We start from the raw sequence: 14,013 nt of genomic DNA, 5'->3' as shown, positions 1-14,013 counted from the left end.
GTTTACCAATCCTCGGCGTGTTTTGGCTTGGCGGGCGCCGCCGGTATTTCCAGCGCACGGAGCTGCTCTAAGAGAGACGCAAGTTCCTCCGGCAGGGGAGCCTCCAAATCCAACTCTTTTCCTGTAATCGGGTGGTCCAGCACCAAATGCGCCGCATGAAGAAAATTGCGATGCAGCGTTGGGCCCGTACCTTCCGACTTGAGCCCCGGAATCTTCGCAGGCGCGCCATACAACGTATCGCCCACCACCGGATGCCCCAGCGACTGCATATGAACACGAATCTGGTGCGTGCGTCCGGTTTCAATCTTCACATCCAGAAGAGTGAAGTCGCCCGCCGTGGTGTGCAGACGCTCCAGCACCGTGTAAAGACTGCGAGCCGGACGCGGATCGTTTGGCCTGCGCGAAGTGCGCTCTTCCGGCTCGTCCGGATGACGCTTTGCAGGCGTGCCGTGGCTGTCCGTGGTCAGGTAGCGATTTCCCACACGCGTCGTCATACGCGTGCGGCGCAGCCGATCACGTGCAATCGGCAAATCAATGATGCCGCGATCACTCTTCACATCCCGATGCACCAGCGCGATGTACCGCTTCTCCAACGACCGCTCTGAGAACATCTCGGCCAGCGCACGATGCGCCGCATCGCTCTTCGCCACCATGATCAGACCGCTGGTCTGCTTATCCAGACGATGCACAATGCCCGGACGCAACGCTCCGCCCACATCGCTCAATTGGTCCTTGAAGTGAAACAGCAACGCATTCACAAGGGTGCCACTGCTGCGCGCTTCGTCCGTCAATCCACTGCCCGCGTGCACCATCATGCCCGCAGGCTTATCAATCACGGCCATGTGCTTGTCTTCATAGACAATGCTCAGCGGAATATCTTCCGGCGTCGCACGAAGCGGCGCAGGCTGCGGCTGGCCTTCCACAACAACATGCTCATTGCCGTTCAGCTTGTATTTCGCCTTCGCAGGCGAACCGCCCACACGTACCTGTCCATGCTCAATTAGCAACTGCGCACGAGCGCGGCTGATCTCTGGCAATGCCCACGCCAGATAAGCATCCAGCCGCATGCCGCGAGCCTCAGGAGTAGCAACCAGCGTGCGCGTCGTGGTCAATCCACCAGAGGAAACCACAGCCTCCACCGGCAGAATCAACTCATCATCTTCATCCATCGCAGACGAAGGCAGCTCCTTGACCGCCTCAACCGTTCGCTGTTGCCGCTTGCCGCTCTTCTGATATCCCTTGCCACGCTTTTCCGGCACTGCAGTATTGGGAATTGCAGGCTTCGCTACAGGAACTTCTTCGCCATACAGCGCGGCTTCCGTCGCCGCCAGCTCCGCAGCTTCCGCATCGCGCGAAGCATCCCGCTGCGTGCGGTAATCCGCCTTCACAGAGTGCCGACGCTTGCCCTTGGGCAACATATTTTTACTGGGCATAACGCACGCCCTTTCGTTGAAAGAAAAAACTCAAACCCGCCACCGCAAGCAACACCAGCACAAGCTGATCCACACGCAGCAGGTTGCCAATCATCGTCTCCGGCAAAACCCAACCCGGACGAAGTGTATCTACAAAAAACCGAATCAACGCAGCAAACGTCAGGCTCAATCCAAACGTCTCGCCCGGCTGCGATTCACGATGCAGCCATACAAACGCCGCCACACACGCCACCAGCGTCAACACCGCCGAATACAACGCAACAGGGTGATACCCCTGATCGCCAAAGATCACGCCTAAGCGAGACGTCGTGGCCAACCCAAGATCATCGCCAGAGAAGTGCGTTCCCAGGTGCAGAAACGCCTGCAACAACAGCGCCGCAGGAGCCAGTGCATCCAGCGTTGGCAGCCACGGCAGCCTCTTCACCAGCATGTACACCGCACCACTGCCCAGCGCCAGCAGCAATCCCCATTTCGTCACCGTGGGCAACGTCAGGATGTACAGCGGATACTTCGCAAACGACTTCCACACCTGCGCCACAATAATCAGCCGCGACAGCACCAGCGTCCCCGCAGCCATCCACAAACACAGGTTCCACACGGCGTCTTCATTCAGCCGCATCACCCGAGCGCCACGCGCGGCCAGCGAAATCGCCAGTACCAGCCCCAATGCAGCAATCGCCCCAAACGTGGGGACAGTAATCGGGCCGAGACGGAAGAGATGCGGATGCATAAGACGCTGTCTTTAAGAATACTTGGGAATCTCTTCACCGTTTCCCGATGGAGACACACCGGAACGCAATTCCCGCAGGCAAAAGCGATACAGCGACAAACATTCGACAAAACAAAACGGTGACTCTGTTGAGAGCCACCGTTTCAATCAAGCGAAGACCGACCCGCTGGGCCGTGTTGGAAGCGCCGGTGAACCCGCCAATAAGCGGTGGGATTCAGCCGTGGCTCTTTAGGCATTCCGGACTGGCGGACACTGCACACCGAACCATGTATACGAGCCGAACCCCTGTTCAATGAATGTTGGTTCAACCGACGTTGTTCCCCCACCTGCTTTGCAGGCCGGTCATCTAAAGGCAGATGCTACGCGGAGTATCGAGGGTTTGCAAGTTGAGCAACAAAGCCGTTTTGTGCTAACGAAATGCTCGCAAATACCTCGTGTTTTATTGCCCCGCGGTTAGTGCGCCTGCCGCCGCCGCTAACTGCTTCTGTTCCTTCGCTTGCGTCACCAGTTTTCGAATACGCCCGTCAATATTCGACCCTGATCCCACATTCTCTGCCATCAACACACCGTTAGCATCAATCGTGAAGTAATGCGGAATGGCATCGATGCCAAACATCTTCGTCACACTGTGATCCGCATCCAGATACTGATTCCAGCTCATGCCGTTGTCGGCAATGAACTGCCGCCATTTGTTAGCGTCCGAGTCCCAGGAGATGCTGATGATCTCCAAAGGCTCATCCTTATATGCCTCCGCCAGCTTCTTCATGTGTGGAAGTTCTTCTTTGCACGGGCCGCACCAAGTGGCCCAGAAATCAATCAACACCACACGGCCGTGCATGTCATCCAGGTTGAATCGTTTTCCACCCAGCGTATTCACCAACACGGCTGGCGCCATCTTTTCGCGCGCCATCTCAGGGTGGGTGGAGAAATAAGTCGCGCGCGACAGCAGCGCATCATCCTTCCGCGTCAATTTCGCATACTGACCAAAAGCCGCACCCGCGTCCGCATCCTGCTTCATCAACGCCAGCACTTGACCGTCGTAGAAGTAAGCAGCCGTGGCATGCGCTGCAGCAGCCTTCTGTAGCTCCACATGGGCATCCTGCAACACAGCCATGTTCGGCTTATTCCTGTCGACCATCGCAATCGCGACGCGCCCTTCAGCAAGCTCAGCACGCACATGATCAAGCGGCTGTTCGCTGGCGGCATCCCACTCTTTCGCAGTCTTCAGCGCATCCTTGTATTCACCCAGCCGTAATTGCGAGGTGAACACGCCTTCCAAACACTCCATGCAGTGGCCACCCGCCACCTTGTTGGCCTTCTTCCACGTTCCCGCGGCAAAAATAATCTTTGTGTTGGAGCGTTGTTCATCCTTCGCCTGTGCGCGAAGCTTCTGAAACTCGGGAAGGCTTTCATAGGAGTTGGCAGTGGAAGTTTGCGCAACGCACGCAGAACTAAGGATAAGCAGCAGAACAGAGGAGAGAATTTTCACAGCAGCAGCTTACCCGAGCAGCCAAAAACGGCAACAGAAATCTTCTTCCCGCTGTTTCATTTAGGGAATGCGGTATAGCTACTGTTTCTTCGCCGCCCACAAAATCGCGCGCTTCAAAATCCCATCAAACACGGGATCTTCGTAGTAGCTGTTGTCATGGCCCAGTGCGATATAAATCTCGCGCCCGCCATCAAACTCGTGCCACCACGCAATCGGCAGTGGATTCGGAAAATCCTTACGATCCAGCTTGAAGCCCGTCACATCCAGCTTTGAAGTATCCACCGTCAGCAGCGGATGAATCGTATCGCTGAAGCGCTTGGTGAAGTAGCACTCATCCGTCACAGTGAACTCTGAGGGCACGCCCTGCATCACCGGAAACTTCGGATCAACCACCTTCACCGTGAACTGCTGTTTCTTCGGATGCATCAGGAAGCGCCCGCCCACCATCTGTGCAAACCAATCCCAATTACGCTCATTGCCTGAAGCCGAGTGGATACCCACCCAGCCGCCGCCATGCTCAATCCATCCCTTGAAAGCGTCGCGCTGCGCCTGCGTACTGAACGCTTCGTTGTTGCTGTTGCTGAACACCATGACGGTGTACTTCTTCAGATTTTCCGGCGTGAACACAATCGGATCATCCGTGTTGTCCGTGGGAATCTTCAACTCTGCCGCAATCTTCTCCAACGCCACCACGCTGCTGGCACGGTTCCCATGGATATATCCCTTGCCATCCGCCGTGTAACTGCGCGTGTAAATCAGAATGCGATCCTGCGCGACCGCCGCAGCAGAAGAGCACAGCAACAACAGGGCAAGCAGACGTTTCATCCCAATCCTTTCGCGCCTCCGCGATCCGGCAGAAGCGCAACGGCGGCATGGTATCGCGTGGTTGGAAGCGTTTGCAACAAACCGCAAAAGAGAAGGGCGCAGCCGAAGCCACGCCCTCTCACAAAATGAAACTTGAATCGTTTTAGACGGCCACGCGATACTCATCGCGCAAAGCTTCATCCAGCATGGATGCCAGCGAATGCGCACGATGCCGGTTTGCCGTCTCTGCATGATCCAGCGAATCCAACAACTCACGATGACGTTCGCGCAGCTCCATCAACTCATCGGCAATGTTCAGTGCTGCCAGCACCGCCACACGCAACGAGTCAACAGTAGCGCCCTGCGACGACACCGCACGCATCTTGCTATCCACAAGCTGCGACAGCATTTCAATATGCTGCGGGTCGACGCCGCGCAGATGGTAGTTCTGGTCGTAGATGGCAACCGTTACGGACTGGGGGACGGAATTCTGCATGCCTTCTCTTCTTTTCTTCGGTTACACCAGTTCGTCGAGCTGCTTCAGCATCGCGTCAACGCGACCCTTCACCTGCTCGCGCTCGCTCTTCAACGAAGAAAGCTCAGCGGTAAGCTGCGAATTCTCCGCAGAAGCCGTGTCCAGCAATTCCTTCAGCGCAGCAACCTCGGCCTCAGCAGTGGCGCGTGCCTCGCGCTCACTCCGGATCAGCTCCACGGTGCGAAGAACGCGCTGTTCAAGCGCCTGAAACTCGTCAACGCTGATAGTGGTGGTGGCCATAAAATCCGGTACTCCTCTGCGAAATAGATTGCTCGCTTCCGCGAGTATAGGTTGGTGATTTGTGAATGCCGAATAGCAAATCGCATTGGGGGTATCTCTTTTGGCTACCCCCGCCGCTTCACGACACTATTTGCGTTTCCACGTGACGCCGTCTTTGCCGTCCTCAATTACGATGCCTTTTTCAAGCAGCTCGTTTCGGATGGCGTCTCCACGAGCGAAATTCCGCCGCTTACGTGCGTCGGTACGCTCTGCAATCAACGCTTCAATTTCCTCGTCCGTAATGCTCTGGGCCTGCAGCAGCTCCGGCGCAACATCCGTGCGCCCCTCTGTCTGCGCCCACGCCACAGCCGCCTTGCTCACGGCTGCGTCACGATCCGTTAACACGTCGAACACCGCGTCAAAGTCGTTCAGCAGCTTCTGCACGGCATCCACGTTGCCACGGCCAAACGTACCGTTATCCAGCGTGATGTTCGCCGCACGCACCATGTCAAACACAGCAGCGCGCGCCTCGGCGGTATTCAGATCGTTCTGCAGGGCCGCAAGATACGCGTCACGCTTCGACACAGTCAGCGCCAACAACTCTTCGTTCGCAGACTCAGGCAGTGCGGGATTCTTCACCGCTGCATCCAGCCGTCGCACAAATGTTCGCAGACGCTCAATCGCATTCGCGCTCTCCGTCAGACCTTCAAACGTGAAATTCATCTGGTTGCGATATGGAACGCTGATCAGCAGAAAACGAATCGCTGACGCACGATATCCCTTCAGCAATAGGTCGCGCAGCGTGAAGAAGTTGCCCTCGCTCTTGGACATCTTCTTGCCCTCAACGAGCAGAAAACGCACATGGAACCAGTGCCGCGCAAACGGCTGATGGGTCGCGCACTCACTCTGCGCAATTTCATTCTCGTGGTGCGGGAACGTCAGATCCTCGCCACCGGCGTGCACGTCAAAATTCGTACCCAGGTGCTTCAGAGCCATCGCCGAGCACTCAATGTGCCATCCCGGACGCCCTTCGCCAATCTCCGTCTGCCACGACGCCTCACCGGGCTTCGTCGCCTTCCACAGGGCAAAGTCGCGCGCGGCATCCTTCTCGTACTCGTCCACGTCCACGCGCGCGCCGTCTTCAATACCCTCAAGGTCCTTGCCGCTCAGCTTGCCGTAATCCGGAAACTTCGCAATGCGGAAGTACCACGAGCCATCCTCAGTCTTGTACGCAATGTCTTCACTGGCAAGCTGCTCCACCAGCGCGACCATCTCCGGAATGCTCTCCGTCGCATGCGCCACAATCTCCGGACGCTCCACGCCCAGCGCATCCATGTCCTCAAAGAAAGCCTTCTCGTACTTCGCCGTGTAGTCGCCAATGGACATGCCCGCAGCGCCAGCATTGCGGATGATCTTGTCATCCACATCCGTGATGTTCATCACGTGCTTCAGCGACAGACCATTCAGCCGCGCAGCGCGCCGCAGCACATCCACATGCAGAAATGTGCGGAAGTTGCCAATGTGGCCGTAGTCATACACGGTGGGGCCGCAGCAGTACATGCGCAGCGTGTTGTCCCGCGACGCAGTCAGCGGCTCCACGCGGCTGCCAAGAGTATTAAAGAGTTCGATGGGCATCCGGCGGATTCGCGTGCCTTCCGGGACTTGCGAGCGCGCCCGGGCCACCGCCCCGCCGCCGCATTCCGTCGTTCTTAATCTTATCCGAGGCGAAGCTGTGGCGTGGCATTCAAAGCCGGTCCCGCAAACTCACCCTGCGCGAACTTCGGCCACGCCGCCGCTGCAATCATCGCCGCGTTATCTGTCGACATGGCCGCAGCCGGAAATCGGGCAGTCAACGCGCGCTTTCCAGCTTCCGTTTCAAACCGCGTACGCAACTCCTTGTTCGCGGCCACGCCGCCGCTCACCACAATCCGTTTCGCACCAAAATGCTGTGCCGCCGCCATCGTCTGCCGGATCAGGTTTCCCACCACCGCAGCCTGAAAACTCGCGATCAGGTCCAGCGTCTCCGCATTGCAAAGCGCACGAACATCGTCCAGCGTGGGCGAATCAATCTTCTCTAACGTAGCCCGCCGTTCCTCAATCGCCGCCTTCATGCCATGCGTTTCGATGTACCGCAGCACCGCCGTCTTGATCCCGCTGAACGAAAAATCAAACGACGGCTGCTCCGCCGTCCCGCGATTGATCTCTACAAACCGGAACGGCACCGCCTTCGGATTCCCAAATGCGCTCAGCCGATCAATCCACGGCCCACCCGGATATCCCAGCCCCAGCAGCTTTGCCACCTTGTCATAGGCCTCGCCGGCTGCATCATCCACAGTGCGACCCACATTCCGATAGCGCCAAACGCCATCCTCAAGCGCAGCCAGATAGAGATGCGTATGCCCACCGCTCACAACCAGCGCCAGCGTAGACTCGGCTGACTCGCCGCCTTGCTCCATCAACACGGCGTGGATATGCCCTTCCAGATGATTCACCGCAATCAGCGGCTTTCCCAGCGCATATGCATACGCCTTGGCATACGAAATCCCCACCAGCAGCGCCCCAGCCAGCCCCGGCCCTGCCGTCACCGCAACGGCATCCACGTCCTTCGCTTCAATGCCCGCCTGCCGAAGCGACTCCCGCACTACCGGCACAATGTTCCGCAGATGTTCGCGGCTGGCCAGCTCCGGCACCACGCCGCCATACAGCGCGTGCATCTGCATCTGCGTCGCCACCACGTTCGAGAGCACGTCGCTTCCCGCACGCACCACTGCCGCCGCAGTCTCGTCGCAGGAGCTTTCAATCCCCAAAATCAGGCCTTTGCCCATCTCTTTATCGTATCGGGATTAGTGCACGCCTGCTTCCGCCAGCCGCTGCTTCCATATCTGCAACAGCAGAATCGCCGACGCCACCAGAACCGGCCCCAGGATGAACCCACTGATGCCAAAGAAAGCCAAGCCGCCAAAGATGGCGACAAACACTACGCCCGTATGCAGATCCGTCTTCTTCCCCACAAACACCGGATAGAGAAAGTTATCCATGGTGCTCACCACAGCGCTGCACCAGATCGCCAGGATCAGACATTTCGTCCAACTCAGCACCAACCCCACGTACAAACAAATCGGCACCCACGCCAAAAACGCGCCAAACGCGGGGATCAAACAGCAGATAAACGTGACAAATCCCCACAACAGCGCACCCGGCACACCCACCAACCAGTACGCCACACCGGAAGCCACTCCCTGCAACATGGCAATCAGCAAACGCCCCGCAAAAATCGCGTCGATAATGTCGCGCAGCTTGCGGCTGAAATCAAATGTCTCGTCATCGCGCAACGGCAAGATCGACTCCCACGCACGCAGCGCCACCGCCTCATCCCGCACCAGGAAGAAGTAGAAAAACAGCAGCAACACAATGCTCACAATGCCGTGAACGATCGCGCCAAACGCCTGCCCCAGCTTGGGCGCAGACCATCCCGCAATCGCGCGGCCTGACATCCCCGGAGCAAACTGCGTAATCGCATTTTGGATTGCATCGCCCAGCTTCGGATGCTTCACCGCAAGCTCAGCAAAAAAGTCGTCCACACCGCCCGACTCAACATAGCGAGCCAGCGCAATGGCCTGCACCACCAGATGCTTGATCAGCACATACATCGGCACGAACAACACCAGGCTCACAAGCACCACCATGGCAATCCCGGCCAGCGTGGGCGACCAACGCTTACGCAACCACACAGACAGCGGCTGCGTCACCACAGCCAGCGTAATCGCGCCAATGATGGGAAACATCAGCGTGTGCGCAAACAGCAATGTCGCCACCACGCACGTCAGCGTCAGCGCAAACAGCGCCGCCATTCGCCACTGCGCGTACCCCGTACCGGTTTCCATTGAGGAGTTGCTCATGCGGTCTTCACACTTTCTGATGCAGATTTCCGCGCCGCTGCTGCCGCAAAGACATCCTCACACGAAAGGAGCATCCTAGAGAGTGATGAAGGCACTGGAAAACGCGAAGGCAACACCTGCATTTCAAGCAGCCCTGCACATTGTGGAAGAACTGGACGACCGCGGCTTCCACGCCTATTTCGCTGGCGGATGCGTGCGCGATCTGCTCATGGGCATCGCCGCCAAGGATTACGACGTAGCCACCAATGCCCGCCCTGAAAAGGTAATGATGGGCTTCGACCGCACCTTCTCCGTCGGCGCGCATTTCGGCGTTGTCATCGTATGCAACGCCAACAAGGGCGAAGGCTGCGAAGTACAAACGGAAGTCGCCACCTTCCGTTGCGACGGCGAATACGTCGACGGCCGTCGCCCAGTAGACGTGGAATACGCAGAGAAACCAGAAGACGATGTACAACGCCGCGACTTCACCATCAACGGCATGCTGCTCGACCCCATTGGCCTCACCGAAGACAACATCAAAGAAAAGCTACTCGACTTCGTAAACGGCCAGCAGGATCTGAAAGCCGGCATCGTGCGCGCCATCGGTGATCCTCAAAAGCGCTTCGAAGAAGATAAGCTCCGCATGTTGCGCGCCGTCCGTTTCGCCGCGCGCTTTGACTTCACCATAGAAGCGCAAACCATGCGCGCCATCCAGCAACAGGCCGCCACCATCACGCAGGTCAGCAACGAACGCATCCGCGACGAGCTCACCAAAATGCTCACCGAAGGCCACGCGAAACGGGCCTTTGAACTACTCGACGAAACCGGTCTGCTACAACACGTGCTGCCAGAAGTTGCCGCCATGAAAGGAGTGGAGCAACCGCCCGAATGGCACCCTGAAGGAGACGTGTGGATTCACACGCTGCTTCTGCTCGATCAACTTCCCGCAAACGTGAAGGGCACATTGGCATGGGGCGCGCTGCTGCACGACGTAGGCAAGCCGCCAACTTTTCGTCCCCCCGATCCTGCTGATCCCAAGCCGCGCATCCGCTTCAACGGCCACGCAGAAGTGGGCGCCACCATGACGCGCGCCATCATGAATCGCCTGCGTTTCTCTTCGGCGGACATCGATCAGGTCGTCTCACTCGTCGCCAACCACATGCGCTTCGGCGACGTGAAGCACATGAAGCAGAGCACGCTCAAACGCTTCTTCCGGCTGAACGATTTCCCTGAGCATCTCGCGCTGCACAAGCTCGACGTCACCAGCTCGCACAACCTGCTGGACTTGTACCACTTCGCAAAAGAAGAGTTCGAGAAAGCGCCCGAAGAGGTCTACCGCCCCACGCCATTACTTACAGGACGCGACCTAATCGATGCTGGCCTCCGCCCCGGCCCGCGTTTCAAACAACTGTTGCAGGACTTGGAAGACGCGCAACTCGAAGGCGCCATCCACACACGCGAAGAGGCCATCAATCTCTTGCGTGATCTGCTCGCAAAATCTCCCGTGGAGATAGCCCGTTGAAACACGTCATCGTCATCGGTGGAGGAGTCGCAGGCCTCATGGCTGCAATGAAACTGCGCGCCAGCAGCGACCTTCAGGTAACACTGCTCGAAGCACAGGACCGCATCGGCGGCCGCATCCGCACTGTGCAACAAGACGGCAACTACATCGAACTCGGCGCGGAATTCATACACGGCAATCCGCCAGAACTTCTCGCGCTGCTCGAAGACCTCAACCTCGAAACCTACGAGCTCTCCGGCCAGGACTTCAATTACGACTGCAGCGACGACTCGCTCCATCCGCAGGACGAAGGCACGCACAGCGATAAAGATTCGCCATTCAACGTCCTCGAACAGATGACGGCATGGAGCGATGCTCACCCCATGGAAGACCTCGCATTCGACGCATGGTGCGAACGCGAAAACATCGATCCTGACGTCCATTCCGGTGCTCGCGGATACGTCGAAGGCTTCAACGCAGCCGATGCATCTCGCATCTCTGTACGCTCACTCGCCATCCAGCAGGAAGCAGAAGACAGCATTGAAGGTGAGGCGCTTCACCACGTAAAGGGCGGATACCATCGCCTCCCAAAAGAAATCGCCGCACGCTTCACACGTCTCGGCGGAACACTCCGTTTGCAGTCACAAGTGAAATCCATCACATGGTCGCGCGGATCAGTCGATGTCCAACTGCACTCAGACGAATCGCTTCATGCAGACGCAGCAATCATCACGCTGCCGCTCGGTGTCCTGCAATCATCCAGTGTTGCATTCTCTCCCGCGCCAGCTGACATCCTGCAGCAAGCCAACCGCATGGCGATGGGCCCAGTCGTTCGCATGTGCCTGGTCTTCCGCAACCGTTGGTGGGCACAACTCGATCACCTGCAGAAGAAGGCGCTTCAAAAACTCTCCTTCATTCTTCCCGAAGAACAACGAAGCGACCTGAACTTCCGCGTCTTCTGGGCGGGCTATCCCTCACTCGATCCCGTACTCACAGCATGGGCGGGCGGTACATCCACAGAAGCCTTCGCTGCAATGACCGATGAGCAAATTGCGGAAGCCGCATGCCACGACCTCTCACGCATCTTCGGTGTGCCAAAGCAGCAGATACTCGACGAACTCGTCACGCAGCATCGCCACGACTGGAGCAGCGATCCACTCTTCGGTGGAGCTTATTCATGGGTGCCCGCAGGCGCGGTCGACGCTTCAGAAAAGATGACGCATCCCGTCGAAGACACGCTCTTCTTCGCAGGCGAACACACAGACACCACCGGCCATTGGGGCACAGTCCACGGCGCATTGCGCAGCGGCATCCGAGCCGCACAACAACTATTGGATTCGCACTAAGCAGCCTTCGGTTTTGACTTACTTGCCGTCACCAACGCAACAGAAGCCAGAATGATTGCCATCGCAATCCACTGCGATCCATGCAGCGACTCATGCAGCAGCACCGAACTCAAAGCCACACTCACAATCGGATTCACATACGCATACGTTGCCACCTTCGCCACCGGCACATGATGCAGCAGCCACATGTACGCCGTGTAGCCCACCAGCGATCCAAAGAACACCAGCCACAACACCGCCAGCAGCGCGCTCTTATTCCAATGCGCACTCTGCCATCCGCCCAGCGCTGATCCCAGCACAATGCTCAACGTGCCGCCCAGCAACATCTGCCATCCAGCACCCAGCAGCGGATCAACAGTCGAAGGCCTGCGCCCGGAATAAAGCGAACCCACAACCCACAGCAGGTCCGCCACCAGCATGATCACCACGCCTGTCGAAGCAGAACCAACACCGCCGCGCAACAACGGAGCCAGCAATACAACCAGCCCCGCAAACCCCAGCACCGTCCCCAGCCAGCCCATGCGATTCAACGGTGTGCCGCCAGGAATAAACGTCTCCGCCAGCGCAATCATCAGGGGGATGCCCGCAGCCAGCAACGCAGCCAGCCCGGCAGAAAGCGACTGCTCTGCCCAACTGATCATCACGTTATTGCCCGTAAGCATCACCACGCCCAACAACAGCGCACGCTGAAACTCCGCACGCGGCAACACAATCCGAGTCCCGCGCAGCGCAAGCACCGTCAGCATAATCACGCCCGCCGCGCAGTAACGAAACCCCGAGACAAACGCAGGCGAAAGCGACTGCACACCCACGCGAATCGCAACAAACGTCGATCCCCAAAAAAAGTAAACGCAGGCGAACGCAACAATGACGAGCGAACGCGATGTGTTTTCATGCTTTCGGGTCATGGGCCACAGCCTATCAGGCAGCGCCGTTGCCACAGCGCAATCTTCGCCGTACCATCGCCTTAGCGACCTGAACGATGGACTTTCTCAACAAAAAGCGCTTTGACCTGAACCGCTCCACTCCCTCAGCAGATGCAGAGCGCCTCGTCAGCGCCAGCAGCATGGGCGAAGACGCAGCCTTTGAACTCAAGCTGCGGCCCAACCGCCTCGGCGAATTCATCGGCCAGCACAAGGCGAAAGAGCAGCTCGCCATCGCGCTCGAAGCCGCAAAATCACGCGGCGATGCTCTCGATCACGTCCTGCTCTACGGCCCCCCGGGTCTCGGCAAAACCACACTCGCCACCATCATCGCCAACGAGATGAACGTGGGCTTCCAGCAGACCAGCGGCCCTGCCCTGCAAATCCAGGGCGATCTCACCGCCATCCTCACTAACCTGCGCGAAAAGCAGGTGCTCTTCCTCGACGAAATCCACCGCCTGCAGCCGGTGCTGGAAGAAAAGCTCTATACCGCGCTTGAGGACTACAAGCTCGACATCATCATCGGCCAGGGCCCCGCGGCACGCACCCACGTGATGGAGATTCGTCCCTTCACCTTCGTCGCCGCCACCACGCGTCCCGGTCTACTTTCATCGCCACTACGCTCGCGCTTCGGCATCCTCCTGCGACTCGAGTTCTATAACGACGACGACCTGCGCTTCATCGTTGAACGCAGCGCGGAAGTCCTCGGCGTAGAGATTGATTCTGATGGCGCAGCAGAAATCGCTATGCGTTCGCGCGGCACACCGCGTATCGCCAACCGTCTCCTGCGCCGCGTGCGCGACTACGCACAGGTCCGCGCCAACGGCGTCATCGATCAGAAGACCGCGCAGGCCGCACTGCAGATGCTGGAAGTCGATCCGCACGGATTCGACGAACTCGACCGCCGCCTCCTCCGCACCATCATCGAAAAGTACGACGGCGGTCCCGTCGGCCTGAACACATTAGCCGCCGCGTTGGCAGAAGAAGAAGACGCGCTCGAAGAAGTCTACGAACCCTTCCTCATGCAGATCGGCTTCCTCGACCGCACGCCCCGCGGCCGCGTTGCCACACGCCGCGCCTACGAGCACTTCGGCTATCCCGTGCCCACCAAGGCAAATCAATTCGATAAGCCAACCCTGTTCGACTAAGCTAAAC

At 58.2% G+C, this 14,013-nt stretch carries 13 protein-coding genes; 3 read left to right on the top strand and 10 right to left on the bottom strand.

The features are described from left to right. Nucleotides 1-2: 2 nt before the first annotated feature. From BLT38_RS20070 to BLT38_RS20030, 9 genes are all read right to left on the bottom strand, one after another. Complete coding sequence (locus BLT38_RS20070; RefSeq protein ID WP_083346769.1) at nucleotides 3-1,433, bottom strand: RluA family pseudouridine synthase; 1,431 nt, start codon at nucleotides 1,431-1,433, stop codon at nucleotides 3-5. Then, nucleotides 1,423-2,163 carry a prolipoprotein diacylglyceryl transferase family protein gene (locus tag BLT38_RS20065; RefSeq protein WP_083346768.1) on the bottom strand — a complete coding sequence of 247 codons (741 nt, stop codon included), beginning with the start codon at nucleotides 2,161-2,163 and terminating at the stop codon, nucleotides 1,423-1,425. The genes BLT38_RS20070 and BLT38_RS20065 overlap by 11 nt, the downstream gene beginning before the upstream one ends. 439 nt (nucleotides 2,164-2,602) lie before the next feature. Then, nucleotides 2,603-3,652 (bottom strand): TlpA family protein disulfide reductase, encoded by a 1,050-nt coding sequence (locus tag BLT38_RS20060; RefSeq protein ID WP_083346767.1) that lies wholly within the window; start codon nucleotides 3,650-3,652, stop codon nucleotides 2,603-2,605. A 78-nt stretch (nucleotides 3,653-3,730) separates the two neighbouring features. Then, entirely contained in the window at nucleotides 3,731-4,477 is a 747-nt protein-coding gene (locus tag BLT38_RS20055; protein ID WP_172838366.1) for a ThuA domain-containing protein, read from the bottom strand. 142 nt (nucleotides 4,478-4,619) lie between these two features. Continuing rightward, the gene (locus BLT38_RS20050) at nucleotides 4,620-4,952 is read right to left on the bottom strand and encodes a cell division protein ZapA (protein WP_083346765.1); all 333 of its coding nucleotides are present in this window, start codon (nucleotides 4,950-4,952) and stop codon (nucleotides 4,620-4,622) included. A gap of 21 nt (nucleotides 4,953-4,973) precedes the next feature. After that, complete coding sequence (locus BLT38_RS20045; protein WP_083346764.1) at nucleotides 4,974-5,231, bottom strand: hypothetical protein; 258 nt, start codon at nucleotides 5,229-5,231, stop codon at nucleotides 4,974-4,976. A 126-nt stretch (nucleotides 5,232-5,357) separates the two neighbouring features. Beyond that, nucleotides 5,358-6,845 (bottom strand): cysteine--tRNA ligase, encoded by a 1,488-nt coding sequence (cysS, locus tag BLT38_RS20040; protein WP_083346763.1) that lies wholly within the window; start codon nucleotides 6,843-6,845, stop codon nucleotides 5,358-5,360. Between the two features lie 80 nt (nucleotides 6,846-6,925). Next, nucleotides 6,926-8,035: a tRNA (adenosine(37)-N6)-threonylcarbamoyltransferase complex transferase subunit TsaD gene (tsaD, locus tag BLT38_RS20035; RefSeq protein WP_083346762.1), complete on the bottom strand. Its 1,110-nt coding sequence runs from the start codon at nucleotides 8,033-8,035 to the stop codon at nucleotides 6,926-6,928. 18 nt (nucleotides 8,036-8,053) lie between these two features. Next, the gene (locus BLT38_RS20030) at nucleotides 8,054-9,109 is read right to left on the bottom strand and encodes an AI-2E family transporter (protein ID WP_083346761.1); all 1,056 of its coding nucleotides are present in this window, start codon (nucleotides 9,107-9,109) and stop codon (nucleotides 8,054-8,056) included. A gap of 85 nt (nucleotides 9,110-9,194) precedes the next feature. On the opposite strand from BLT38_RS20030, the gene BLT38_RS20025 reads away from it, so the two are divergent. Together BLT38_RS20025 and BLT38_RS20020 are read left to right on the top strand one after the other, a co-directional pair. After that, nucleotides 9,195-10,610 (top strand): CCA tRNA nucleotidyltransferase, encoded by a 1,416-nt coding sequence (locus BLT38_RS20025; protein ID WP_083346760.1) that lies wholly within the window; start codon nucleotides 9,195-9,197, stop codon nucleotides 10,608-10,610. Next, complete coding sequence (locus BLT38_RS20020) at nucleotides 10,607-11,935, top strand: flavin monoamine oxidase family protein (RefSeq protein ID WP_083346759.1); 1,329 nt, start codon at nucleotides 10,607-10,609, stop codon at nucleotides 11,933-11,935. Before BLT38_RS20025 ends, BLT38_RS20020 begins: the two co-directional genes overlap by 4 nt. Here the strand turns inward: BLT38_RS20020 and BLT38_RS20015 are convergent. Then, a complete protein-coding gene (locus BLT38_RS20015; RefSeq protein WP_083347227.1) occupies nucleotides 11,932-12,843 on the bottom strand; it encodes an EamA family transporter in 912 nt (303 codons plus the stop codon). The genes BLT38_RS20020 and BLT38_RS20015 overlap by 4 nt on opposite strands. A gap of 74 nt (nucleotides 12,844-12,917) precedes the next feature. On the opposite strand from BLT38_RS20015, the gene ruvB reads away from it, so the two are divergent. Further along, nucleotides 12,918-14,006 carry a Holliday junction branch migration DNA helicase RuvB gene (gene ruvB / locus BLT38_RS20010; RefSeq protein WP_083346758.1) on the top strand — a complete coding sequence of 363 codons (1,089 nt, stop codon included), beginning with the start codon at nucleotides 12,918-12,920 and terminating at the stop codon, nucleotides 14,004-14,006. The last annotated feature ends 7 nt before the right edge of the window (nucleotides 14,007-14,013 follow it).

The sequence above is a fragment of the Terriglobus roseus genome, from assembly GCF_900102185.1.
Lineage (GTDB): Bacteria > Acidobacteriota > Terriglobia > Terriglobales > Acidobacteriaceae > Terriglobus > Terriglobus roseus_A.
The sequence above is the reverse complement of the archived record's forward strand: the minus strand, read 5'-3'. Positions and strand labels throughout refer to the sequence as shown.

Bases quoted from the DNA above. Each gene is read 5' to 3' on its own strand.
- BLT38_RS20055 (WP_172838366.1), bottom strand. From the start codon at position 4,477: ATGAAACGTCTGCTTGCCCTGTTGTTGCTGTGCTCTTCTGCTGCGGCG.
- BLT38_RS20045 (WP_083346764.1), bottom strand. From the start codon at position 5,231: ATGGCCACCACCACTATCAGCGTTGACGAGTTTCAGGCGCTTGAACAG.
- BLT38_RS20065 (WP_083346768.1), bottom strand. From the start codon at position 2,163: ATGCATCCGCATCTCTTCCGTCTCGGCCCGATTACTGTCCCCACGTTT.
- cysS (WP_083346763.1), bottom strand. From the start codon at position 6,845: ATGCCCATCGAACTCTTTAATACTCTTGGCAGCCGCGTGGAGCCGCTG.
- BLT38_RS20070 (WP_083346769.1), bottom strand. From the start codon at position 1,433: ATGCCCAGTAAAAATATGTTGCCCAAGGGCAAGCGTCGGCACTCTGTG.
- BLT38_RS20030 (WP_083346761.1), bottom strand. From the start codon at position 9,109: ATGAGCAACTCCTCAATGGAAACCGGTACGGGGTACGCGCAGTGGCGA.
- BLT38_RS20015 (WP_083347227.1), bottom strand. From the start codon at position 12,843: ATGACCCGAAAGCATGAAAACACATCGCGTTCGCTCGTCATTGTTGCG.
- ruvB (WP_083346758.1), top strand. From the start codon at position 12,918: ATGGACTTTCTCAACAAAAAGCGCTTTGACCTGAACCGCTCCACTCCC.
- tsaD (WP_083346762.1), bottom strand. From the start codon at position 8,035: ATGGGCAAAGGCCTGATTTTGGGGATTGAAAGCTCCTGCGACGAGACT.
- BLT38_RS20050 (WP_083346765.1), bottom strand. From the start codon at position 4,952: ATGCAGAATTCCGTCCCCCAGTCCGTAACGGTTGCCATCTACGACCAG.
- BLT38_RS20025 (WP_083346760.1), top strand. From the start codon at position 9,195: ATGAAGGCACTGGAAAACGCGAAGGCAACACCTGCATTTCAAGCAGCC.